Source organism: Burkholderia sp. ABCPW 111, assembly GCF_000773065.1.
GTDB classification, from domain to species: domain Bacteria; phylum Pseudomonadota; class Gammaproteobacteria; order Burkholderiales; family Burkholderiaceae; genus Burkholderia; species Burkholderia savannae.
In genome coordinates, this window is the sequence record NZ_JPWT01000116.1 from 1 (window position 1) to 24038 (window position 24038).

Below are 24038 nucleotides of genomic sequence, written 5' to 3' on the forward strand. Positions count from 1 at the left end.
CCGTTGGCCCGTCCGTCCGTTGGCCCGTCCGTCCGTTGGCCCGTCCGTCCGTTGGCCCGTCCGTCCGTTGGCCCGTCCGTCCGTTGGCCCGTCCGTCCGCCGCGCGCCGCGCAAGCGGCCGTGCCGCTCACGCGGCCCCGCGCGGCTCGCTGCTCCATGCACACGCGCGAGAACCTGAAGTTCGACCGCGGAGCGGCCCTTCGCGCGCCCGCTCGTTGCGCGATGACGGCTGCGTCGCGCATTTTTTTACCAATGCGCTGTAACGAAAGTGTCGGCCGGATGGATCAACGATCGCACGCTCGGCCACGGCGAACGGATTTCCGCGATGCCGGCCGAAGAGAAGGCGCGCGCGCCGCGGCCGGTCTCGACATCGCGCACGCACCGCACGCTGGCGCGCGAGCCGCGCAACGCGATCGGGCACGCGTTCACCCTCGCCGACGATCAGATCGAGGCGGCGCCGACGCGGCGCACGCCGCGTCACGGCGACGTGCGCCGCGACGCGCTGCCGCCGCCGCTCGGCGCGACGCTCGCGCGCTCACGGCAGCGCTTCATTGCCGCGTCGCTCGAATACTTCAACGGCGACAAGCCGCGCATCGCCAAGGCGCTCGGCATCGGCCTCGAGCCGCTGCACAACCGGCTTACGCCGATGCGCGTGCGCGAGACCGAAGCACCGCGTTAGCGTGGGCGCGGCGCGCATCGTCTCGCCGGATGCTTTTGAACGAAAGCGCCATGTGGGCGATGCGCCGCCGAGAAACGCTTCGGCATGCAAACGATCCGATCCGAGATCAAGCGGTCAGGTCGAAACGAAAGACGGTGCCGCCGTTTCTTTCGAGCCACACGACATCGGCCGCGCCGACTGCGGCGATCGCGCGCGGCCAGAAACGCTGCGCGGGCGCGTTCCCGCGCATCACGCTCACTTCCCAGCGCCCCGGATGCGCGCGCCACAGCGCGCAAGCCGCCGCGGCGCCGCAGCCGTGGCCGCGCGCGTGCGGCAGGATGAAGAACTCGGCAATCGAATGGTCGACCTCGGGTTCGTCATGCGCGCGCACGAACGCGAAGCCGATGCGCGCCGTTCCCACGTCGAGCAGATAGGGCCAGCGCGCTTCGCCGGGCTGCCAGTAAAGATCGAAATAGGGATAGTCGAAACTCACTTCGTCATGCTGACCGAGTTCCGCCAGATAGCGATGCAACATCGATCGGACGAGCGGCCGGTCCGCCGCCGAGGCGACCGTCAATGCAACCGGCGGGCCGTTCGGATGCAAGTTCGTCATGCGCGGCATCCGTCGCCAATCGACGCGGCGCAACGCGCCTGCGCCGCTTCGATCGCGTGCCGGCGAGCCGATCGACGCGTCGGCGGGCTCGCCGATCGATCCGTTTCACGCGCGCCGCACGCCGTTCGCGCGCGAGCGCGCGCCTGCGAGCTCGCGCGCAAATGCAAACGGCGCGCGGCGCGCCGATCGCGAACGGCCGCGACGATCCACCGTTCGCGCGCACGATCCTCGCGTCGAGAGCGGCAAGCCATTGCAAACATGCGGCGCACGTCGCGGCCCATTCGATGCACGCGCGCGCTCGTCAGCCGCCCGCGTTCCGCGCCGCGCTGCGCGCCTCGATCGCGCGCACGACGGCCGCCATGTCCGCCTGCCCGTGCCCGAGCGCCTCGGTCTCGCGATACAGATCGCGGCAGACGTCGAGCAGCGGCGACGCAAGATGCGCGGCGTGCGCGGCCTCGGTCGCGAGCCGGCTGTTCTTGAACACGTCGGTAATCGACGCCTGAACTTCGAAGTCTTCGTTGACGAGCTTGTCGATCTTCACGCGCGACACGCTGCTCGCCATCGGCCCCGCGTCGAGCACCGCCTGGAACTGCTTCATGTCGAGCCCGAAGCCGCGCGCCGCGTGCGCGGCCTCGGCGAGCCCCGTCACCATCGAGATCAGGAACGTGTTGACCGCGAGCTTCATCAGCAGGCCGGTCGGCACCGGTCCCGTCACGACGATCTCGCGGCACATCGGCGCGAGCAGCGAACGCACTTCGTCGACGGCCGCCGGATCGCCCGCCAGCATCGCGACGAGCTGCCCGGCCTCGGCCGGCTTGCGCGAGCCCGACACCGGCGCCTCGACATAGCGGCCGCCCGCCGCGCGAATATCGGCTTCGAGGCCGCGCGAATATTCGGCGGACACCGTCCCCATATGGACGATCGTGTGCTGCGCGACGTTGCCCGCGAACGCGGGCGTGCCGCGGCCGAGCACCGCGTCGAGCGCGGCGTCGGTCGCCATCATCAGGATCACGACGTGCGCGTGTCGATAGACGTCGGCCGCCGATTCGGCGACCTGCGCGCCGGCCGCGCGCAACGGTTCGCAGCGCTCGGGCGTGCGGTTCCACACGACGAGCTCGGTGCCGGCGCGCGCGAGATTGAGCGCCATCGGCTGCCCCATCACGCCGATGCCGATGAATCCTACTTTCATGAGCGTCTCCATGATTTCGCCGCCGCTCGTGGCGGCGGCGCATCGGATAGGTTGCGGGCGACCGGTGCGCTGGCGCCGGCCGGGCGCCCTGGCTGGCGGCGGGTTGCACGCCGCGCCGCCGGCCAGTTTAGCTAAATTGCCGCAACCTGTGCGTCGTGCGCGTAGCGGCTCTCCTTGTAGGGCAGACCGAGATGGTCGCGCAGCGTCGCGCCGCGCAGCACCGGATCGAAGTAGCCGCGCGCGGTCAGCTCGGGCAGCACGCGGTCGACGAAATCGTCGAGCCCGAAGCCCGTCACCGGCAGGCCGAGCATGAAGCCGTCCGCCGCGCCCTCGTCGACCCAGCGGATCATCTCGTCGGCGACCTTCTCCGCCGTGCCGATGAACGCCTCGGACGTGCCGATGTTCGAGCGCCGCGTCGCCACTTCGTATGCGACCTCGCGCAACGTCAGCTTGCGCTCGCGCGCAAGGCGCTTGATGTTGTCGGTGGTCGACTGGAACCCGTCGCTGCCGAGATTGCCGATGTCCGGAAACGGGCCGTCGAGCGGATAGGCGCTGAAGTCGTGCTGCTGGAAGAAGTGACCGAGATACGCGAGCACCTCGCGCGGGGACAGCAGGTCGCGCACCTGCCGGTACTTGTCGTCGGCCTCGTCCTGCGTCGCGCCGACGATCGGGCCGATGCCCGGAAACACCTTCACGTGATCGGGATCGCGGCCCGCGGCGGCGGCCGCCGCCTTCACGCGGCGATAGAAGACGCGCGCGTCGTCGAACGTACCGCCGTTCGAGAACACCGCGTCCGCGCAGCGGCCCGCGAAATCGATCCCGTCGTCCGACGAGCCGGCCTGGAAGATCACCGGCTGCCCCTGCGGCGAGCGACGGATGTTGAGCGGCCCCTCGACGCAGAAGAAGCGGCCGCGATGATCGAGACGGTGCAGCTTGTCCGGATCGAAGAAGCGGCCGGCGGCGCGATCGCGGACGAGCGCGTCGTCGTCCCAGCTGTCCCACAGGCCCTGAACCACGTCGAGATGCTCTTCGGCGATCGCATAGCGCTGTGCATGATCCGGGTGCGGGCGGCCGTAGTTCTTCCCGGTGCCCTCGATCGACGACGTGACGACGTTCCAGCCGGCGCGCCCGCCGCTGATCAGATCGAGCGACGCGAACTGCCGCGCGACCGTGTACGGCTCGCTGTACGACGACGACACCGTGCCGACGAGACCGATCTTCGACGTGACGGCCGCGAGCGCGGACAGCAGCGAGATCGGCTCGAGGCGATTGAGGAAATGCGGCGCCGACTTCGGCGTCACGTACGCCGAATCCGCGATGAACGCGAACGCGATGCCGGCCGCCTCCGCACGGCGCGCTCGATCCACGTAGAAGTCGAAATTGATGCTTGCGTCCGGGGGCACGCTCGGATGCTTCCATGCGTTCATGTTCGCCCCTGCCCCTTGAATCAGGACGCCGAAATGGATGTGTTTTCTGGTCATGGGAAGGCTCTATCGAAACGTTCAAACAGCGCGCGCGAACGCCGCGGCGCAGATGCCGCCGGGCCGCGCGCCCGGGAAGGCCGCGTGCGACGTCGCGCGGCCTCGCGGCGCCGCCGTCCGCCGAACCCGGACTTCGTCACGCGGCAGCGCCTGTCTCGAACATCGGGCGAACGTCGCCCATCAGTTCGCGATGCTAAATAAATCGGCAGGACCGCTCCGCTTGCGGTGCGGCCGGCGCTTCGTCAAGCGCTTTCAGCACATCGGCGCTTCGGCGCGCTCAGCCGATCGCGGCTTCGCCGTGCAGGCTCGCCGCCGGGTCCGGCACGATTTCGCGCATCCGGACGTCGAACGGTCGCGCCGCCGCGTGCGCGTCGCGAATCCCGAGCGCCATCCGATGCTCCGCGCCGATGCCGAGCAGCGCGAATTGCCAATGGCTCGCGTCGTCGTCGACATGCCGATCGAACGCGATGCGGATCGGCTGCGCGGGCAGCGCGAACGAGAACTGACCGAGATCGATCGACAACCCGACGCCGCGCGCCTTGATGTACGCCTCCTTCAGGGTCCACAGCTCGAAGAAGCGCTCGCGCCGCCGCTCGGGCGGCAGCGCGAAGAACGCCGCGCGCTCGCTCGCCGAGAAATGCGACGCGGCGATGCCGTCGAGATCGTTGCTGCGCGCCACCTCCTCGACGTCGATTCCCGCATCGGCCGCCCGCGTGACGACGCATGCGACGACGCTGCGCGCGTTCGACAAGTTGAAGCGCAGCGGCGGCCGCGCATCGCCCGCGTCGATCTCCGGCCGGCCGTGCGCGTTCGCGCGGAATCGCCATTGCGCGGGCGAGACGTCATTGACGTACGCGGACAGCACGGTGCGGCACAACGCGCGCGTCACCAGGTACTCGAGCTTCAGGTGATCGAACGCGAAGCGCTCGAGGCGCTCGTGCTCGGCGGCGCTCAGCAGCGCGCGATACCGTTCGCGCAGCGCGGGCGCATCGCATGCGGCGGTGCGCGCGTACCACACGTGCGCGTCGCGTTCGCCGAGCGGCAGTGCGGTCGGTGCGTTCATCGTCGGGTCGGTCGTCGAAGCGTTTGTCATTCGGGTTGCCGTATCGCGCGAGTGCGCCGTTCGCGCGCGCACTCGCGTCCACATTCACGTTTTCAGGTTCGCACTCGCATTTTCGATCGCGATTGCATCCGCGCCGCCGCGTGTGCGCACCGCATCGTCACGCATGCGTGCCTGGCGTTCACGTCGAGCGCGCGGGCGCTGTCCGTCGTGCGCAAGGCGCGAAGGCATCGTCGCACGGCTGCGGCGGCGCTCACGTGCGCCGCGGCGCGGCGCATGCCGGTCACGCCCGCGCGAGCGCCGCGCCGCCATGCGCGGGCGCGTCATCGATCGGGAAATGCAGCAGCGCCGCGAACAGCCCCGCGAGCGCCGTCGCGCCCCAGATCAGCGAATACGACCCCGTCACGTCGAACACGTAGCCGCCGAGCCACGAGCCGAGGAACGACCCGATCTGATGGCTCAGGAAGCAGACGCCGAACAGCGTGCCCAGATGCCGCGTGCCGAACACCTTCGCGACGAGCCCGCTCGTCAGCGGCACGGTGCCGAGCCACGTCAGCCCCATGATCGCCGCGAAGACGACGACCGACGCATCCGTCTTCGGCGCGAGGAAGAACACCGCGATCGTCGCGCCGCGAATCAGGTACAGCCAGCCGAGCACGTGATGCTGCCGGTAGCGCCCGCCGAGCCAGCCGCACGCCCAGCTGCCCGCCATGTTGAACAGACCGATCAGCGCGAGCGCCGTCGCGCCGAGCCCGACCGGCATGTGGCATAGCAGCAGATAGTTCGGCAGATGGGTCGCGATGAAAGCGAGCTGGAACCCGCACGTAAAGAAGCCGACCGTCAGCAGACAATAGCCGCGATGCCGCGCCGCGTGCGACAGCGCGTCCTTCAGCGACACGGCCGCCGCTTCGTGCGCGCTCGCGTGGCCCGCGCCCGCGTTGCGGTCGAGCAGCACGCCGAACGGCGCGATCGCGATCAGGCAGCCGGCGAGCACGAGGAGCGACGCCATCGTCCCCGAATGCGTCGTGAACCACTGCGCGACCGGCACGAGCGCGACCTGGCCGAGCGAGCCGCCCGCGCTCGCGATGCCCATCGCCATGCTGCGCTTCTCGGGCGGCGCGCCGCGGCCGACCGCCGTCAGCACGACGCCGAAGCTCGTGCAGCTGATGCCGATGCCGACGAGCACGCCCATCCCGAGCACGAGCATCGTGCCCGACGGCACGACCGCCGCGATCGCGAGGCCGAGCGCGAACACGAGCGCGCCGATCGCGACGAGCGGCCCGGCGCCGTAGCGGTCGGCGGCCGCGCCGGCGAACGGCTGCGCAACGCCCCAGACGAGATTGTGCAACGCGATCGCGAATGCGATCGTCGTGACGGGCAAGCCGTGGTCGAACGAGAACGGCCCGATGAAGAGGCCGAAGGTCTGCCGCACGCCCATCGCGGCGCTCATGATGAGCGCGCCGGCGAGCACGGCGATCATCGCGGGATTGAAAATGCGTGGAGAACCGTCGCGTCGATGCGTTTCGGGTGCAAACATGTCCGCTCCTGTTATGGCGGCTGCCCACGGCGCGCGCGCGTCGCGGGCAACGCGATTCGTTTTATTTCGATACGGCGTCGCACCCTCGGTCACGCGGCGCGGACAAGTGCGCGCACTCGCGAACGCGGTGGCGCGTCGTGCGGCAAGCGGTTTGTCGCCGGCCCTCGGTTGCACGCGACGATCTCGCTTGCGCTCGCACCGCGCGCGAGCCTCGGAGCGATCGAAGACTTGGCAGCGCAACAATCCGGCGCGCATCGACGCGCCGCGCGGCGGCCAGGGAACCATCGGATGATTCGCTTTGCAGTCTATATGAGCGTTTCGCATTTGTGCAGGAAATCCGCCGTCGGCGTCGTGTCATTGCGCATCGTGCGCGATTGGGGTCAGGGCGCGTGCCGCGCATGGTCCGCCGTCCTGCCACAACAGCGGCGCGACGGGCCCGGCGACCCACACCGAATCGACCCGGCCGATCACGATCGTGTGGCTGCCGTAGCCGAAATCGCCGTCGACCTCGCACAGCAGCGTCGCCTGCGCGCCGGCGAGCATCGGCACGCCGTGCGCGTCGCGCCATTCGCCGTGCGCGAAGCGCGCGTCGTGATCGAGCTTGCCGCTGAACGGCGCGATCAGGTCGAGCTGCCGTTCGTGCAGCAGATTCAACGAGAAGCGGCGCGTGCGCATCAGCGGCGCATGCAGCGTCGCCGCGCGATTGATGCACACGAGGATCGCGGGCGGATCGGTGCTGACCGCGCTCACCGCGGTCGCCGCCATTCCGAAGCGCGCGCACGCGTCGCGCGTCGCGACGATCGACACCGCCGACGTCAGTCGGCGCATCGCGGCCTTGAAATGCTGCGTCAGCGCGTCGGGCGCGCGCGATGCGGCGCCGTTCGACGCCGGCGCGTATCCGCTCGGCGCCGATACGCCGTGCTCGGCGCGCGGCGCGTCGCGCCGTTCGCGTTCCCGCTCGAGCGTCGGCAGCTCGAGTGCGGCGTGCGCGTCGGTTGCGGCCCGCGCCGCGCGGTGGGTCCATGGGTTCGCCATTACGTCTCCTCCTTCGGATTTCGGGCGGTCGACGCGACGGGCCCGTCGAACAGCGCGAATTCGCATGCGCCCGGACGCGAAGCCGCGCCGCCGATCAGGAACCAGCCGTCACCGATGTACAGCGGACCGGCGGACGCGATGCGGGCGTCGCTTCGACACCGTGCATCGCCCGCCCCCGCCACGGCGGCCGACAGCGCGCGCGTTCCCGCGCCGCGCACGATCCGCCGCAACCGCCGCGCCCATTCGGTGCATGTCTCCATCTGACCGGACCCTCGCTGCGAAGCGTCGACGCGGGGCGCGTTCCCGTCGCGATTCAGCCGACATCGCGCCCGGGCGCACGGGCGAACGATGCCGCGCGCGTCCGTGCATTCGTGTGCGCGATCGTTCGTCGATGACTTCCGGCCCCTCGTCGTTCGATTGCCTCTCGTTCGAACCTGCTCGTTTCTGTTTCTCGGCGTTCGATGCGGATGCGGATATGGCCCGCGCCGAACGCGCTGCGTCTTTCGTTCAGCTTGAATCGTGAAGCAATGGATACGGCGGCAAACTTGACCGCGCATCCGGACGGCGCGCCGCGCGCGTGCGCGGCGTTGGTCCCGAGACGCATCGCGCTTGGTGGCCGATGCATGCGATACAGGCTAACGGAAAACGCCCGCGTAATGCGTTAGATCGTTTACGGCATATGGCGGGCGAGGTTCCGCTCATTTCGAGATATAGCCTTCGGCGAGCAATCCCAATCGCTTCGCCTTCGTCGCGCTGCTCTTGATGTGCTTGCTGTCCATCTTGCGGTTGATCGCGGTAAACAGCTGATAGACCGCGCGCTCGTCGAGCCGCAGTTCCTCGGCGACATGACGCGCGCCGCCGCCGCGTGCGACGAGCCGCAGCGCGAGCACGTCCTGCGCGGCGAGCGACAGCTCCTGCGCAAGCTCGCGCCGGCGCCGCACGACGCGCCATTCGAGCATCTCGTTCGCGAGCCCGCGCAGCAGGCGCCGGTTGCGCCATGGCATGTCCTCGCCCTGCGGCGCCGGCAGCGGCGTCGCGACGTGCAGCAGTCCGAACGTCGAAACGTCGCGGCGGTGCGCGGGAAAGAACACGTTGCTGCCGAGCCCCTGCGTCTGCGCGTAATGGTTCAGCCAATGATCGGGCGGCAATTCGGCGAGCGTCGAGCCGCGCAGCGGCTGCGTGTTGTCGCGCGCGTGCGCGACGGCCGGATCGTTCAGATACCAGTGCTGATGCACGTAACGCTGCGCCCATGCGGGTGCGCCGCCGATCAGCAGATCGTGGGTCGAGAACTCGTCCGTCTCTTCGTCGACGACGAACCAGTGATAGAAGCACTGCGTCGCGCCGCACGACGCGCAAATGCGGCGCATCAGCGCGAGCAGCGCGCCGTCGTGCTCGCATTCGGCCGCGAATTCCGGCTGCGTCGCCGGCGCGGCCGCCGCAGCCGCCGCGCCGGTGCGCTCCGATGTGCGGGATGCATCGAGCGCGTCGTTCGCCGCACGCGCATGTCGCACATCGTGCGCTGCGTGCGCGCCGTGCGGAGCCGCCGCGTCGGCTCCGCGATGCACGTCGAGCAGCGCCCGGTAGTCGATTCCGAGCTGCGCCGCATACGGATCGTGTTCGACGAACGCCGCGACGGCCGCCGGGTCGCGCAGGCCGACGCGCTGCGTCGATACCGGCTCGCCGGGGCTCTTGCAGCGTCGCTCGAGCACGAAGCCGCGCAGCGCGTCGCCTCGGACGCCGAGCGAAATGCGCTTGCCGTCGACGATGCCGTCACGGGTGCGCGCGAGGTCGGGTGAAGAAAGGTCGAACGAAACAGAGGTGGATTGTCGAGCCATGGCGCCGATCCATCGGTTGGGGTAGGAAGGCGATGGCGGTTCGGCCCGGCGGCCGCAAAGCGCACGACGACCGGGCGGCTCACGGCAGCAGGTCAAATTGCGAACGGTGACGTGAACGCGTCGTGCGGAGTCGGGAAAGAAAAGAGCTGCTCCTGCATCACGGCCACCGGCGGCCATCGGTGGTGATCAGTCGCGCGGCAGCGGCGCTGCCGTCGTCAAGCGGAGTCGAGCAAAGGAAAAAGGGAGGGCGCGCCCGCGCGATGCGCGGGCGAGTCGAACGCCGGCGGGCCCGGCGGGTCTCGTTATCGGAGCTGGAACCGGTACGCCGACACGACGCACCGAAGGCGAAAACGCGCGCGAAGCGCGCGGCAGAGGCTGCGTTCGCTCACGCCGCACGCCGCCGGCGCGAGGCACGACGCCCCACGCCGGCGGCGCGCGCCGGAATGGCGAACGAAACGCGTCGGCCGGCGCAGCCCGCGACGCGCGAACGCGTCCGGCACGTCGCCGTACCGCTTAGTTTTCGTCGTAGTGGATGTTGAAGATCGCCATTCGCCCTCGCTCGCCTCTGTGCCTGATGGCCGGGATCGCGACGCGTCCCGGCGTCGTTGATATCGGACGCGACCGCGCGGCGTGCGCGATCGCGATTGCGTGCTTCAGATGTGCAACGCGTGGCCGAGCGCGCGAAGCGCGGCTTCCATCACCGCTTCTCCGAGCGTCGGGTGTGCGTGAATCGTACCACCGACGTCTTCGAGGCGCGCGCCCATTTCGAGCGATTGCGAGAACGCGGCGGCGAGCTCGGACACGCCGACGCCGACCGCCTGCCAGCCGACGATCAGATGATCGTCGCGGCGCGCGACGACGCGCACGAAGCCGTCCGCGCTTTCGAGCGTGAGCGCGCGGCCGTTCGCGGCGAACGGGAACGACGCGCTCAGGCACTCGCCGAACTCGCGCTCGGCTTCGTCGGGCGCGAGCCCGGCCGATACGATCTCGGGATCGGTGAAGCAGATCGCGGCAATCGCCGCGGGCGTGAAGTGCCGCCGCTTGCCGGCGACGAGCTCCGCAACCATCTCGCCCTGCGCCATCGCGCGATGCGCGAGCATCGGCTCGCCCGTCAGGTCGCCGATCGCCCACACGTTGCGCATCGACGTGCGGCACATGTCGTCGATCCTCAGCGCGGCGCCCGCGCGATCGAGCTGCAGCGCCTCGAGCCCCCAGCCCTGCGTGCGCGGTCGGCGGCCGACCGTCACGAGCACCTGGTCGGCGGCGAGCTCGGTCTGCGCGTGCTCGCCGTCCTGCACGCGCACCGCGTCGCCGCGCGCGTTCAGCCCGAGCACCTTGTGGCCGAGGTGCACGCGCACGCCAAGGCGCTTGAGCGACGCCGCAACGGGCTTCGTCAGCTCCGCGTCGTAGATCGGCAGGATACGCTCGCGCGCCTCGACGACGGTCACGTCGACGCCGAGTTTCCGGTACGCGATGCCGAGCTCGAGCCCGATATACCCGGCCCCGACGACGACGAGCCGCTTCGGCAGCTTGCCCGGCGACAATGCGTCGGTCGACGAGATCACGCTGCCGCCGAACGGCATCGCCGGCAGCTCGACGGGCTCGGACCCCGCCGCGAGCAGCAGGTGCTCGCACTGGATGCGCACGCGCGCGCCGCCGCCCGCGTCGACTTCGACGGTCTTGCCGTCGACGATGCGCGCGTCGCCGTGCACGACTTCGACGCCGTTCTTCTTCAAGAGCGCGCCGACGCCGCCCGTCAGCTTCTTGACGATGCCGTCCTTCCACGCAACCGTGCGCACGATGTCGATCGCGGGCGCTTCCGTGCGGATGCCGAGCGGCGAATCGCCGGCGAAGCCGCGCACCTTGTCGAATTCGCCCGCCGCGTGAATCAGCGCCTTCGACGGAATGCAGCCGATGTTCAGGCACGTGCCGCCGAGCCTGTCGCGCTCGACGAGAATCGTGCGCACGCCGAGCTGCCCCGCGCGGATCGCGGCGACGTAGCCGCCCGGCCCGCCGCCGATCACGAGCAGGGTCGTAGTCTTGTTGTCCGTCATCGGGTCATTCCACGAAAAGAAGGGCGGGTTGCTCGAGCCGCGCGCGCACGGCCTGGATGAACTCGGCCGCGTCCATGCCGTCGATCACGCGATGATCGAACGACGACGACAGGTTCATCAGCTTGCGCGCGACCACCGCGCCCGCGCGGAACATCGGCCGCTCGACGATCCGGTTCACGCCGACGATGCCGACCTCGGGCGAATTGATGACGGGCGTCGACGCGATGCCGCCGAGCGCGCCCAAGCTCGTGATCGTGATCGTCGAGCCCGACAGCTCGTCGCGCTCCGCGCGGCCCGTGCGCACCGCGTCCGCGAGCCGCGCGATCTCGGCCGCGAGCGACCACGGATCGCGCGCCTCCGCATGGCGCACGACGGGCACCATCAGGCCCGCCTTGCTCTGCGTCGCGACGCCGAGATGCACCGCGCCGTGACGCGTGACGACGCCGGCTTCGTCGTCGTAGCGCGCGTTGATCTGCGGGAAATCGCGCAGCGCGATCACCATCGCGCGCGCGAGGAACGGCAGCACCGTCAGGCGGCCGCGCGACTCGCCGTACGTGCGGTTCAGCTCGGCGCGCAGCGCTTCGAGCTCGGTGACGTCGATCTCCTCGACGTAGCTGAAGTGAGGAATCCGACGCTTCGCGTCCTGCATCCGCTGCGCGATCTTGCGGCGCAAGCCGATCACGGGCACCGCCTCCTCGTCGTGCCGCTCGACGTAGGCCGCGTGGCCGCCGCGCGCGCCCTGCGCGGCCGCGCCGCGGCCTTGCAGGTACGCGTCGAGATCCTCGTGCAGGATGCGCCCCGCTTCGCCCGTGCCATGCACGAAGCGCAGCTCGACGCCGAGATCCCACGCGCGCCTGCGCACCGCGGGCGACGCGAGCGGGCGCTCGCCCGGCCGGCGCGCGGGCGGCGGCGATGCGACATCGCGCGCGACGCCGCCGCCTGGCGGCGATGCGCGCCGCGATGCTTCGTCATGCGATGCTTCGGGTTCGGCCCATGCCGCCCGATCGCCGTCCGGATGCGACGCGGCGCGCGCGTCGTCGGCATCGCGCCCGGCGCGAGCCGGCCTCGCGGCGGCGTTCGCGCGCGCATGCGCCGCGTCGGCGAAGCGTTCCGGCCGCGCCGAGGACGAGGCCGTTTCGCCGCGCGCGATGTCATTCGAAGCGCTGCTTGCAACTTCATTTGCAACGCCGTTCGCGGCGGCGCCGACGCGATCGTCCCCGTGGCCGCTCCTCTGGTCGCCCTGGTGATTGCCCTCGCCCTCGACCTCGAGCCGCACGAGCTCGCTGCCGACGGCGAGCACGTCGCCTTCCTTGCCGCCCAGCGCGACGACGACGCCCGTCACGGGCGACGGAATCTCGACCGACGCCTTGTCGGTCATCACATCCGCGATCGCCTGGTCTTCCTTCACGCGATCGCCGACCTTCACGTGCCACAGCCCGAGCTCGACTTCCGCGATGCCTTCGCCGATATCCGGCATCTTGATGACGTGGATGCCCATATCAATTCTCCATCACGCGCCGCAACGCATCGCCGACCCGGTTCGGGCCCGGGAAATACGCCCACTCCTGCGCGTGCGGATACGGCGTGTCCCAGCCCGTCACGCGCTCGACGGGCGCTTCGAGCCAATGGAAGCAGTGCTCCTGAACGAGCGAGATCAGCTCGGCGCCGTAGCCGCACGTGCGCGTCGCTTCGTGCACGACGACGCAGCGGCCCGTCTTGCGCACCGATTCGACGATCGTGTCGAGATCGAGCGGCCAGAGGCTGCGCAGGTCGATCACTTCGGCGTCGACGCCGCTCTCGTCGACGGCCGCGAGCGACACGTGCACGGTCGTCCCGTAGGTCAGCACCGTCACGTCGCCGCCGGGGCGCACGATCGCCGCCGAATCGAGCGGCACCGTGTAGTAGCCGTCCGGCACGAGGCTCGCGGGATGCTTGCTCCAGGGCGTCACCGGCCGGTCGTGATGGCCGTCGAACGGGCCGTTGTAGAGCCGCTTCGGCTCGAGGAAGATCACCGGATCGTCGTTCTCGATCGAGGCGATCAGCAGGCCCTTCGCGTCGTACGGATTCGACGGCATCACGGTGCGCAGCCCGCACACCTGCGTGAACATCGCCTCGGGGCTCTGGCTGTGCGTCTGGCCGCCGTAGATGCCGCCGCCGCACGGCATGCGGATCGTCAGCGGCGCGATGAACTCGGCCGCCGACCGGTAGCGCAGCCGCGCCGCCTCCGACACGATCTGGTCGGACGCCGGATAGAAATAGTCGGCGAACTGGATCTCGCAGACGGGGCGCAACCCGTACGCGCCCATCCCCACCGCCGCGCCGACGATCCCGCCTTCGTTGATCGGCGCGTCGAACACGCGCGACTTGCCGTATTTGTTCTGCAGTCCTTCGGTGCAGCGAAACACGCCGCCGAAGTAGCCGACGTCCTGCCCGAACACCACCACGTTGCCGTCGCGCTCGAGCATTACGTCCATTGCCGAGCGCAAAGCCTGGATCATGGTCATCGGCGAAGCCGCCGGACCTTCTTTGCTTGCTGTCGTCATCGCTGTCAAACCCCGAGCTGTTGGCGCTGCCGGCGCAGGTGCGCGGGCATCTCCTTGTAGACGTCCTCGAAAATGCTCGCGACGTTCGGCACGTGCTCGTCGGCGAGCGTGCCGTAGCGCTCCGCTTCCTTCTGCGCGGCGAGCACTTCCGCTTCGAGCGCTGCCTTCGTGTCTTCGTGCTCCTGCTCGGACCACGCGCCGATGCCGATCATGTGGCGCTTCAGGCGCTCGAGCGGATCGCCGAGCGGGAAGTACGTCCAGTCGTCGCCGGGGCGGTACTTGGAAGGATCGTCGGACGTCGAGTGCGGGCCCGCGCGATACGTGACCCACTCGATCAGCGTCGGCCCGAGGTTGCGGCGCGCGCGTTCGGCCGCCCAGCGGGATGCGGCGTAGACCGCGAGGAAATCGTTGCCGTCGACGCGCAGCGAAGCGATGCCGCAGCCGACGCCGCGCCCGGCAAAGGTCGCGCCTTCGCCGCCCGCGATCGCCTGGAACGTCGAGATCGCCCACTGGTTGTTGACGACGTTCAGGATCACGGGCGCGCGATACACGTGTGCGAACGTGAGCGCGGTATGGAAATCGGCTTCGGCCGTCGCGCCGTCGCCGATCCACGCGGAAGCGATGCGCGTGTCGCCCTTGATCGCCGATGCCATCGCCCAGCCGACCGCCTGGATGAACTGCGTCGCGAGATTGCCCGAGATCGAGAAGAAGCCCGCTTCGCGGCTCGAATACATCACCGGCAACTGGCGGCCCTTCAGCGGATCGCGCTCGTTCGACATCAGCTGGCACATCATGTCGACGAGCGGATAGTCGCGCACCATCAGGATTCCTTGCTGCCGATACGTCGGGAAGCACATGTCGCCGCGTTCGAGCGCGAGCGTATGCGCGACTGCGATCGCTTCCTCGCCGAGGCACTGCATGTAGAACGAGATCTTCTTCTGGCGCTGCGCGATCTGCATGCGCGCGTCGAAGACGCGCGTCTTCAGCATCGCGCGGATGCCGCGGCGCAGGATGTCGGGATCGAGATCGAGCGCCCATGGCCCGAGCGCCCGTCCGTCGTCGTCGAGCACGCGCACGAGGCCATAGGCCAAGTCGCTCGTGTCGGCCGGGGCGACGTCGATGGGGGGTTTGCGCACCTTGCCGGGGGACGACAGGTGCAGATAGGAAAAATCGGTCTTGCATCCCGGACGCCCGGTAGGCTCCGGCACATGCAATCGCAATGGCCCGTACTGGCTCATTCAATTGTCTCCACGTTTGATTTTGTCGCACGCTTCGCCGCAGAGCGTAACAAAGTTATCGCACGTGGTGAAAGTCTCTTCGGACTCGGAGTCGCCCCGATTCTCAAACGGACGCCGGAATGTTATGACGTATTTCAGCACGCTCGTTCGCGGCGGCGCGATCGCGGCGGCCGGATGCTGCGAATGCGATGCCGTGCCTCGTCTTGCCGCGCGCGCCGCCGGCATGTTCGCCGGGCTGTATTTTGTGCGACGCGCAAATGCTTGCGGATGAATGCGCGTTCGATGTCGCGGCGCATTCGCGCGCCGATCTCCCCACTCTCGTCACGAGTTATTCGCTTGCGCCCGATCGTCGGCGACGCATAGCGATTCGAATATCGCTTATCACCATTTTCAATTTCCGCCGCTTCGCGTTTCGTCCTAGACTCACCAAAACATGACATCGATCGATGTAATGGTCGACCGCACGGAGGCCGCGCCGGCCGTTCGCGCCGTTCGCGCCGGTCGCGCAGCTCGCACGGCCGCGCGATATTCGATTCATTCACGACATGGAGACCGCACGAGCGCGCGACGTCGTTCGCATCCCGAATCGTCACGACTTCGCCGCTCGCGCCACCCGCCCGACTCATCGACCTCTCTCGCCATGAACACAGTCATCGCCCCGGGCAACGCCCCGCCCACCTCCGCCGCGCGCACGAGCCCGCTGATGGCGGCGATCGCCCGGTTCGTGGTCGCCGCGCTATTGCCGAGAATCAATCGCGCGGCCGACGCGTCGACCCATCCGTTCCGCACGCCGGAGATGCTCGTGCCGCACGTGCGCGAAAAGCGCTACGGGCTCACGCATTACGGCATCTTCCTTCCGAGCCTGCCCGAGCCGCACCGGTACTGCAACGTGATGACGCTGCTCGGCGCGACGGGCAGCGTCGCGTTCGACAACGACTATCTGGTCGACGGCGATCCGCGCGACGTCGCGACGGTGCTGTCGTCGACGGCCGCCGACGACGCGCATCACTACCGCGCGTATTCGATCAAGCGCGAATGCGCGGCGCGGCGCGCGGACACGGTCGTCGCGTTCGGCGACGACCTGACGATCTCGGGCGCGTACCCGCGCTACACGGTGAAGGCCGACTACGCGCACTTCGGCCTCGATATCGCGATCGATTGCACCGACGTCGTCTCGTGGTTCGTCCGCAATGTCGCTTACGACCACCTGAGCCTGCTCGCGACGTGCTCGGGCACGATCCGCCACGGCGATCGCACGATGCCGGTCGACACGATGTGCACGTTCGAATACGCGCGGATGACGACGCCGCAAGCGTGGTTAGCGCGGCCGTTGAGCGAGCGCTGGAAACTGCCGCTCGATTTCTTCACGTACCAGATCGTGAATCTCGACGAAGGCGTGCAGTTGCTGCTGACCGAAGTCCGCGTGCTCGGCGAGAAGGCGTTCAAGGGCATCCATCTGCGCGCGCTCGACGGCACGGCCGAGATTCACGAGCGCGGCGTCGCGTTCGTCGTCGACGAATATCGGGACGCGCTCGCGACGTCGCCGGACGGCAAGCGCATGCGGCTGCCGCATCGCTTGTCGTGGACCGCGCGCGACGACGCGGACCGGCCATGGCTCGAACTGCACGGCACGATCGACAGCCCGTGGCGCTTCGGCCACGGGCGCGGCTACGTCGCCAGCTATCGCTTCGAAGGAAGCGTCAAGGGCCGCGCGTACAGCGGGCGCGGGTACATCGAGTACGTCGATTGCGAGGTGTCGTATCGCTGATGCATCGCGTTGCGTTGCATCGCCTCGCGTCACGTGGCTGCACGTCGCATCGATCGTGAGACGCTCCTCCGCGCGCGTCTCGCGCACCCGCTCGCCCGCTCGCCGGCGCGGCGGAACCGGATCGGATCGCGCGCCGCGACGGTATCAAAGACGGCATTTCAACGTCATCAACAGGGAGAGAAAACATGGAGACTTCAGTTGTTCCGGCCGCTCGTCAACCGGCCGCGCAATCGCCGGTCATGGGGCGCGCCGTCGTCGCGGCGCTGATCGCGGGCCTCGGCATCTTCAGCGTCGGCGATCACTTCTATCACGTGTGGAACGGCATCCTCTGGTACAACTGGGCGCCGCGGCTCGACGGTCAATCGCTGCTCGTGTGGCCGATCTTCGTCGCCGGCGCGGGCGCGATACTCGCCGTGACGTATCCGTTCACGCGCGGCACGGCGCCGCCGCCGGCTTCGAGGCTCATCGCGCTCGTCGCCGTCTCGCATCTCGTCTATGCGGCAACCGGCGTGTTCGGCAATACGCATCCGCTCGCGCTGTCGATCGCGCTCGTCGCGCTGTGGCTCGCGCGCATCGCCGCGACGGCCGAACATCGCGCGCGGATCGCCGCGCTGTCCGTCATGGTGGCCGCGACCGGGCCGCTGATCGAGGGATTCGTGTCGTCGCTCGGCCTGTTCGACTACGCGTTGCAGCAGTTCGCGCGCGTGCCGTATTGGCTGTTCGCCGCTTATCTGCACGCCGGCCCGCTCGCGTTCGCATTCGGCCGGTGGGTGCGCAACGGCCGGCTTGGCGGCGGCGCCTGAACACCGCGTTCGCGGCTTCGCGGCCGCCACGGCTCGCCATGCGCGTGCGGTCCGCCGCGCGTCGGATGCGATGTCACGCGGCGCGGCGCTTGCTTGCTCGGGCATACGGGGCCGCGGCGGTTTTGCATTTCGCATTTCGCCGTTCGCCGTTCGCCGTTCGCCGTTCGCCGTTCGCCGTTCGCCGTTCGCCGTTCGCGGCAACGGCAGCAGCAGCAGCAGCAGCAGCAGCAGCAGCAGCAGCGAGCATGCACGCACCGCGCTTGCGATACGACCCCGCATTCGCATTCGCACGCGCAATCACCCCGATTGACGATGACATTGATCAATGTCATCGTCATTGCATGCGCGACAACACCGACCATCGTGACGCACCGCAGCATCGGCCGCCGCCCGATCGAGCGACACGCCGCTCGACCGCCCGCCGGCCGCTCCTCAACCCTCGACAAGCGACCTTCGTATGAAACAGCAACGCATTGAAATCGCAGAAGAGTTCGACGCCCCGGTCCAGCAGGTCTTCCGCTTCTTCAGCGAGCACGAGAATCTCGGGTCGATCTTCTCGCCCGCGAAGATCCGCCGGATCAGCGACGGCGAGCCCGCGCGCAACGGCGTCGGCTCGGCGCGCGAAATGCGCGTGCCCGGCGCGCCGCCGTTCGTCGAGACGGTGACCGCCTATCTGGAGAACGAACTGATCGAATACCGGATCACGCGCGGCAGCCCCCTGCGCGACCATCACGGCGTGATGCGCTTCGTTCCGATCGACGAGCGCCGCACGTATTTTCATTACGTGATCACGTTCGAAGGCAAGGTGCCGCTCGTCGCGCCGATCGTGCGGCACGTGCTCGAGGGCAGCATTCGCCGTGGGATCGGAAAAGTGACGCGGCGGCGGCTCTGGGCATGAGCATGCGGGATGCGGCAATGGGCGTGGCCGCCGCGCGGCGCGCGGAGGACACGGAGGGCGCGGAGCGCGCGACGTGCCGAAGGTGCGAAACACGCGCGACGCGGGCAGCCGGAACGATTCGAGCGACGCAAGGTGCGACATGCGCAACATACGCGACATGCGCAACATTGCACCTTGCCCGGAACGCCCGGCATGCGTCGCGCATGCGTCGCCGCGCCGGCGAACGCATCGTCGAACGGCCGCGCGCGCGAAGCGCGACGCGCGCGCCCGACGTCATTCGTCGCGCGTCCCTTCGAGCCGCCGCTTCAGCAGCATGAGCGAATGCGCGGACTCGCGTTCGACGCGCCTGCGCATCACGAGCGCATTCGCGAGCCGCAGCAGCGGATTCGGCGAATGATAGTGCAGCGTGCGGACGAAACGCGCGCCGTGCGCGCCGCCGCGACACTCGTAGGTCAGCAGGATGCGCAGGCTGCCAGCCGCGTTCGCCGCGCGCGCCTGCCAGATCACGCCGGGCTCGTTGCGAACGACGTCCCAGCGCAGATGATCGACGCGCCCGGCCGCACGCACGCCCTCGTCGAAACGGCTGCCGGCCGCGAGCGATCCCGCCGGCCCGTCGACGCGCAGCGACGACGGATGCCATTGCGGCCAGCACGCCGCGGTGCTCGCATACGCGAGCACGTCCTCGGGGCGGCGCGCGATATCGATCTCGTGCCGCATGCGCGTCGAGAACTCCGCGCCGGGCTCGGCGCTCCAGCGCAGCGTGCCGTGCAGCCAGTCCATCAGCGGCCAGACGACGTCGAAGTTGCACGCGCGCATCAGGTCGCGACGATGATGAATCCGGTGCAGCGTGCGCATCTGCCGAATCCATGGCCAGTTCGCGAGCGGATGCGCATCGGGCAAGTGCTCGCACGCGTGCATGCATTCGTAGAGCAGATAGCCGCCGAGCATCGTGCTCGCGAAGAGCCCCGCGACGTTCGCGTCGACGCGGCTCAGCAGCGCATGCGCGACGAACAGCCCGATGCTGAACGCGACGATCAGCCAGGCCGGGAACAGGATCACGCGCCAGTCGCGCGCGTCGCGGTACGTCATCTGTTCGTTCACGAAGAAGCTGTGATGATCGCCCGTATGCCGCCGATAGAACATCGCGCCGAAGCGGCGCTTGAAATGGCCCACATGCCGATGAATCGAGAATTCGAGCCAGTTGAACAGCAGGAACGCGACGGGCACGGTCGCCCATTGATATGCGCTCACGTGCGCGACGCCCTTCAGGAAAAACGCGATCGCCGCCGCGCCGTATGCGAACACGAAACCGCCGTGCCGCCAGGCGTTGTAGCGCGAATGAACGTTCGCGCGATAGTGCGTCCGGAACGCGGTCACGTCCTGGGTCATCGTCGTCTCCTGTCGTCGGGCAAGCGCGGCGCATCCGATGCGCGCCGGCTTGACGGCAGATTAGAGTAGCCTCGATGATTTCTCCAATGGAGAATCGTGATTTGACTTATTCATCGACCTGAATTCGATCATGCGCCGCTCCGATATGTCGAACGATGCATTCGATTGCGAACGTCCGCCGCCCGTGTCGGCGCGACGGCGCAACGCGCGCTCGCGCCGTCGCGCGAGCGGCGGGCGCACGCTCCGGAGCGCCGCCGAATGATCCAGAACCTGCGACAACTGGACTTGAACCTGCTGCTCGTCTTCGACGCGCTGATGCAGGAGCAGAACCTGTCGCGCGCCGCGGTGCGGCTGCACATGAGCCAGCCGGCCGTCAGCAATGCGCTGACGCGGCTGCGCCAGCAGCTCGGCGAATCGCTCTTCACGCGCACCGCGCGCGGGATGACGCCGACCGCGCAGGCGCGCGCGCTGTACGAACCGGTGCGTCAAGCGCTGTATCTGCTGCAGATCGGGCTCGGCCCGCAATCCGATTTCGAGCTCGACACGCATCACCTGTTCAGGCTGTCGATGAACGACTACGGACAGGCCGTGCTGCTGCCCGATCTCCTCGCGCACATCAAGGCGCGCGCGCCGAACGTGATGCTGTCGGTGCAGAGCGACGACGCCGGCTCCATTCCCGCTCAGCTGACGACGGGCACGCTCGATCTCGCCATCGACTACCTGCATTTCGACAATCCCGAGCTCTGCTACGAGCCGCTGCACGAGGAGCATCTCGTCGTGATCGGGCGCGACGGCCATCCGGCGTTCACGAACGGTCTCACGCTGCGCGGCTACGAGGAAAGCGGCCACGTGTCGATCCAGCCGCGCGACCGGCGCGGCTCGCCGCTCGAGATCGTGCTCGGTTCCGCGCGCGTGCGGCGCGTCGTGCATCTGCAGGTGCCGCACTATCTGACGATTCCCGCGCTTGTCGCGAAATCGGACTTGCTCGGCACGATTCCGCGCCGGCTCGCCGAACGGTTCGCCGACGTCTACGCGCTGCAGATCGCGCCGCTGCCGGTCGATATCGCGCCGATCCAGGTAAGCCTCATCTGGCATCGGCAGCAGGATGCGCAGCCGGGCCTTCGCTGGTTGCGCGAGCAGATCGTGCACACGCACCGCGCGATCGTCGCGAATGCCGAACGCGCGACGGCGTGACGCGCGCCGCGGCGGCGGCGCTCAGGCGTGCCGCAGCGCGACGACGGTGTAGCCGATCGCGAACAGCGCGATCAGCACCAGGCCCGCGATGTCGCCCGCGCGCAGGCTGCGCGTCTCCGGCGTCGGCCGCTGCGCGGCCGCGAGCGCGCGCTCGCGATGGATCAGGAACAGCGGAAACGCGACGCTGATCGCAACGGCCACGCTCAGCACGATGTAGATCCACGCGCCGCGCATCGCGAGACGGCGCGCTTCGAGCACGAGCCACAGAAACAGCGCGAGCCCGAGCAGCACGATGTCGACCGTGATCGATCGGCTCGCGGGATTCGCGAGCGTGTCGAGCAGGAAGCGCGGCCCGGCGTTCGCCGCGCCGAGCGGCAGATATTGCAGATTGTTGGCCCACGTGCCGATCAGCGCGACGAGCGCGATCAGGCCGTAAGCGGTGCAAAGCAGTTTCCTCGAGATGGGCATGGCGGTCATCGTTCGTGTGGTGGCGGCAAATTCCGCATCGGGCTGATGCAGGTGCAGGAACCCTAGATCAACACGGCCCGGCCGGCAAGCGCGCGCGCCGATCCGGCCGAACGCTTCGTCGCCGCCCGTTTGAATCGCCGCGTAAACGAATTCGAATTCAATGCGATAACGCGCGCGCCGTGTTTCGAATTGATGCTCGGCGAAAGGCGCTCGAAACTAAACGGTTCGCGCGGGCGGACGCGCATCGGATCGACGCGCATGTGCGTAGCGCATGCGCATCCGGCGCCCGGCGCGCGTCGTGCGCCGGATCGCGCGACGAAGAAGACAGGGAGACGAACCGCACGCGCGTCGTCGCGCACGCCGGGCGGTTCGAACAATCATAAAAGGTGAACCGAATGAAGCAGCAGTCCTACGATTACGACTACGTCGTGGTCGGGTCCGGCTTCGGCGGCAGCGTGTCGGCGCTGCGTCTGGCCGAGAAAGGCTATCGCGTGCTCGTGATCGAGCAGGGCCGTCGCTGGACGCCCGAGAACCTGCCCGAGAGCACGTGGAACCTGTCGCGCTGGCAATGGCGCCCTGCGCTCGGGCTGCGTGGCTTCTTCAGCATGCGCTTCTTCAAGCACGTCGTCGTGCTGCACGGCAATGCAGTGGGCGGCGGCTCCATCACTTACGCGAACACGCTGCTCGTGCCGCCCGACAAGGTGTGGCGCGAAGGCACCTGGGCGGGCCTCGCGGACTGGGAGCGCGTGATGCCCGCGCATTACGCGACCGCGAAGCGCATGCTCGGCGTCGTCACGAACCGGCGAATGGACGCGGCCGATTTCCGGCTCAAGGAGATGGCGAAGCTGATCGGCGTGGAGAAGAGTTTTTATCCGACCGAGGTCGGCGTGTTCTTCGGCGACGACGCGCACGCGCCCGGCACGCGCTACGCCGATCCTTACTTCGGCGGCGCGGGCCCGGAACGCACGTCGTGCATCGGCTGCGGCGGCTGCATGGTCGGCTGCCGCCACGGCGCGAAGAACACGCTCGATCGCAATTACCTGTATCTCGCCGAGCGCCTCGGCGCGCAGGTGGGCGAGCAGACGAAGGTCGTCGACGTGAGCCCGCTCGGCGCGCGCGACGACGGCGCGGCGGGCTACGCGGTGCAAACCGTGTCGCTCGCGGCCGGCACGCGCGGCGCGAAGCGCCGCATCACGTGCCGCGGCGTCGTGTTCGCCGCGTCGTCGCTCGGCACGCAGGATCTGCTGATGCGCCTGCGGGAGAAGCGCTCGCTGCCGCATCTGTCGGGCGCGCTCGGCAAGCGCGTGCGCACGAACGCCGAATCGCTGATCGGCGTGCGCTTTCCGAAATCGGGCGTCGATCTTTCGAAGGGCGTCGCGATCGGCTCGGGCATCTACATCGACGAGCACACGCACATCGAGGCCACCCGCTATCCTTCGGGCTCCGATACGATGGGACTGCTGACGACCGTGCTCACGCGCGGCGCGCCCGGCGGGCTGCGTCCGCTCGTGTGGCTCGGCTCGCTCGCGAAGCTGCTAGCGACGCGGCCGCTGACCGCGCTGCGGATGATCGATCCGCGCGGCTTCGCGCGCGAGACGATGATCTTCCTGTGCATGCAGACGCTCGACGGGCACCTGACGATGCGCCTGAAGCGCCGCTGGTTCTGGCCGTTCTCGAAGCAGCTCGCGACGTCGGGCGCGAAGATCCCCGCGTACATCCCGGCCGCGAACGACTTCGCGCAGAAGGCGGCGCGCGCGCTCGGCGGCGTGCCGATGACGTCGCTGACCGAGATCCTGCTGAACGTGCCGATGACCGCGCACTGCATGGGCGGCGCGGCGATGGCGCGCAACGCGCGCGACGGCGTGTGCGACGGGCGCAACCGCGTGTTCGGCTATCACAACATGTACATCTGCGACGGCTCGGTGCTCGGCGCGAATCTCGGCGTGAACCCGAGTCTCACGATCACCGCGCTCGCCGAGCACGCAATGAGCCACGTGCCCGCCGCGGGCGAGCAGCGCTGGGACAGCATCGGAGAAGAGCTCGCGGCGTGAGTGGGGGCGGCGTGGGGGGTGTCGACGCGGCGCATGGCGCGCGGTGCGTGTGGTGCGTGGCGATCGACGTGCACGCATGAAACCCAGGCGCGACGGTATCGCGCGCGGCGTCCGCCGCGCGCGATACACGTCACACGTCACACGTCACACGTCACACGTCACACGTCACACGTCACACGTCACACGTCACACGTCACACGTCACACGTCACACGTCACACGTCA

Annotated in this window: 22 protein-coding genes; 7 read left to right on the forward strand and 15 right to left on the reverse strand. The window is 68.9% G+C overall.

Annotated elements, in window-relative coordinates; translation table 11 throughout:
- Window positions 1–325: 325 nt before the first annotated feature.
- The gene (locus X946_RS26170) at window positions 326–679 is read left to right on the forward strand and encodes a hypothetical protein (RefSeq protein ID WP_152611827.1); all 354 of its coding nucleotides are present in this window, start codon (window positions 326–328) and stop codon (window positions 677–679) included.
- Window positions 680–785: 106 nt separating this feature from the next.
- Here X946_RS26170 and X946_RS26175 read toward each other — a convergent pair whose 3' ends face one another.
- From X946_RS26175 to X946_RS26240, 12 genes are all read right to left on the reverse strand, one after another.
- Window positions 786–1271, reverse strand: a complete 486-nt coding sequence (locus tag X946_RS26175; protein WP_038753920.1) for a hypothetical protein — start codon at window positions 1269–1271, stop codon at window positions 786–788.
- A gap of 301 nt (window positions 1272–1572) precedes the next feature.
- Window positions 1573–2472, reverse strand: a complete 900-nt coding sequence (locus tag X946_RS26180; RefSeq protein WP_161788703.1) for an NAD(P)-dependent oxidoreductase — start codon at window positions 2470–2472, stop codon at window positions 1573–1575.
- 119 nt (window positions 2473–2591) lie between these two features.
- Window positions 2592–3941 carry an LLM class flavin-dependent oxidoreductase gene (locus X946_RS26185; protein WP_038753867.1) on the reverse strand — a complete coding sequence of 450 codons (1350 nt, stop codon included), beginning with the start codon at window positions 3939–3941 and terminating at the stop codon, window positions 2592–2594.
- A gap of 277 nt (window positions 3942–4218) precedes the next feature.
- Window positions 4219–5034: a 4'-phosphopantetheinyl transferase family protein gene (locus X946_RS26190; RefSeq protein ID WP_038753925.1), complete on the reverse strand. Its 816-nt coding sequence runs from the start codon at window positions 5032–5034 to the stop codon at window positions 4219–4221.
- 250 nt (window positions 5035–5284) lie between these two features.
- Window positions 5285–6538, reverse strand: a complete 1254-nt coding sequence (locus tag X946_RS26200; RefSeq protein ID WP_038753872.1) for an MFS transporter — start codon at window positions 6536–6538, stop codon at window positions 5285–5287.
- Between the two features lie 354 nt (window positions 6539–6892).
- A complete protein-coding gene (locus X946_RS26205) occupies window positions 6893–7573 on the reverse strand; it encodes a flavin reductase family protein (protein WP_038753875.1) in 681 nt (226 codons plus the stop codon).
- On the reverse strand, window positions 7573–7833 hold the full coding sequence (locus X946_RS26210; RefSeq protein WP_038753878.1) for a hypothetical protein: 261 nt from the start codon (window positions 7831–7833) through the stop codon (window positions 7573–7575). The genes X946_RS26205 and X946_RS26210 overlap by 1 nt, the downstream gene beginning before the upstream one ends.
- A gap of 438 nt (window positions 7834–8271) precedes the next feature.
- Window positions 8272–9408: an autoinducer binding domain-containing protein gene (locus X946_RS26215; RefSeq protein WP_038753881.1), complete on the reverse strand. Its 1137-nt coding sequence runs from the start codon at window positions 9406–9408 to the stop codon at window positions 8272–8274.
- Between the two features lie 653 nt (window positions 9409–10061).
- On the reverse strand, window positions 10062–11462 hold the full coding sequence (gene lpdA / locus X946_RS26225; protein WP_038753886.1) for a dihydrolipoyl dehydrogenase: 1401 nt from the start codon (window positions 11460–11462) through the stop codon (window positions 10062–10064).
- A gap of 4 nt (window positions 11463–11466) precedes the next feature.
- Window positions 11467–12960 (reverse strand): dihydrolipoamide acetyltransferase family protein, encoded by a 1494-nt coding sequence (locus X946_RS26230; protein WP_038753889.1) that lies wholly within the window; start codon window positions 12958–12960, stop codon window positions 11467–11469.
- 1 nt (window position 12961) lies between these two features.
- Window positions 12962–14005: an alpha-ketoacid dehydrogenase subunit beta gene (locus X946_RS26235; RefSeq protein WP_038753892.1), complete on the reverse strand. Its 1044-nt coding sequence runs from the start codon at window positions 14003–14005 to the stop codon at window positions 12962–12964.
- Window positions 14006–14010: 5 nt separating this feature from the next.
- Window positions 14011–15243 carry a 3-methyl-2-oxobutanoate dehydrogenase (2-methylpropanoyl-transferring) subunit alpha gene (locus X946_RS26240; RefSeq protein ID WP_038753895.1) on the reverse strand — a complete coding sequence of 411 codons (1233 nt, stop codon included), beginning with the start codon at window positions 15241–15243 and terminating at the stop codon, window positions 14011–14013.
- Between the two features lie 640 nt (window positions 15244–15883).
- Here X946_RS26240 and X946_RS26250 point away from each other — a divergent pair.
- From X946_RS26250 to X946_RS26265, 4 genes are all read left to right on the forward strand, one after another.
- Window positions 15884–17011, forward strand: a complete 1128-nt coding sequence (locus X946_RS26250; protein ID WP_052145192.1) for a DUF6670 family protein — start codon at window positions 15884–15886, stop codon at window positions 17009–17011.
- A 185-nt stretch (window positions 17012–17196) separates the two neighbouring features.
- Window positions 17197–17814, forward strand: coding sequence for a DUF2878 family protein (locus X946_RS26255; RefSeq protein WP_038753898.1), 618 nt, complete (start codon window positions 17197–17199; stop codon window positions 17812–17814).
- Between the two features lie 312 nt (window positions 17815–18126).
- On the forward strand, window positions 18127–18291 hold the full coding sequence (locus tag X946_RS35345) for a hypothetical protein (protein ID WP_161788704.1): 165 nt from the start codon (window positions 18127–18129) through the stop codon (window positions 18289–18291).
- Window positions 18272–18712, forward strand: a complete 441-nt coding sequence (locus X946_RS26265; RefSeq protein WP_038753903.1) for an SRPBCC family protein — start codon at window positions 18272–18274, stop codon at window positions 18710–18712. Before X946_RS35345 ends, X946_RS26265 begins: the two co-directional genes overlap by 20 nt.
- Window positions 18713–18985: 273 nt before the next feature.
- On the opposite strand, the gene X946_RS26270 is transcribed toward X946_RS26265, so the two are convergent.
- Window positions 18986–20101, reverse strand: a complete 1116-nt coding sequence (locus X946_RS26270; RefSeq protein WP_038753906.1) for an SRPBCC family protein — start codon at window positions 20099–20101, stop codon at window positions 18986–18988.
- Between the two features lie 258 nt (window positions 20102–20359).
- Here X946_RS26270 and bsrA point away from each other — a divergent pair, with 258 nt between their 5' ends.
- The gene (gene bsrA / locus X946_RS26275; RefSeq protein WP_038753908.1) at window positions 20360–21295 is read left to right on the forward strand and encodes a LysR family transcriptional regulator BsrA; all 936 of its coding nucleotides are present in this window, start codon (window positions 20360–20362) and stop codon (window positions 21293–21295) included.
- A gap of 21 nt (window positions 21296–21316) precedes the next feature.
- On the opposite strand, the gene X946_RS29630 is transcribed toward bsrA, so the two are convergent.
- Both X946_RS29630 and X946_RS35350 read right to left on the reverse strand, forming a co-directional pair.
- A complete protein-coding gene (locus X946_RS29630; RefSeq protein WP_231752828.1) occupies window positions 21317–21763 on the reverse strand; it encodes a DUF2834 domain-containing protein in 447 nt (148 codons plus the stop codon).
- A gap of 62 nt (window positions 21764–21825) precedes the next feature.
- Window positions 21826–22023, reverse strand: a complete 198-nt coding sequence (locus X946_RS35350) for a hypothetical protein (protein ID WP_059642733.1) — start codon at window positions 22021–22023, stop codon at window positions 21826–21828.
- A gap of 135 nt (window positions 22024–22158) precedes the next feature.
- Here X946_RS35350 and X946_RS26290 point away from each other — a divergent pair, with 135 nt between their 5' ends.
- The gene (locus tag X946_RS26290) at window positions 22159–23814 is read left to right on the forward strand and encodes a GMC oxidoreductase (RefSeq protein ID WP_038753914.1); all 1656 of its coding nucleotides are present in this window, start codon (window positions 22159–22161) and stop codon (window positions 23812–23814) included.
- Window positions 23815–24038 lie beyond the last annotated feature (224 nt).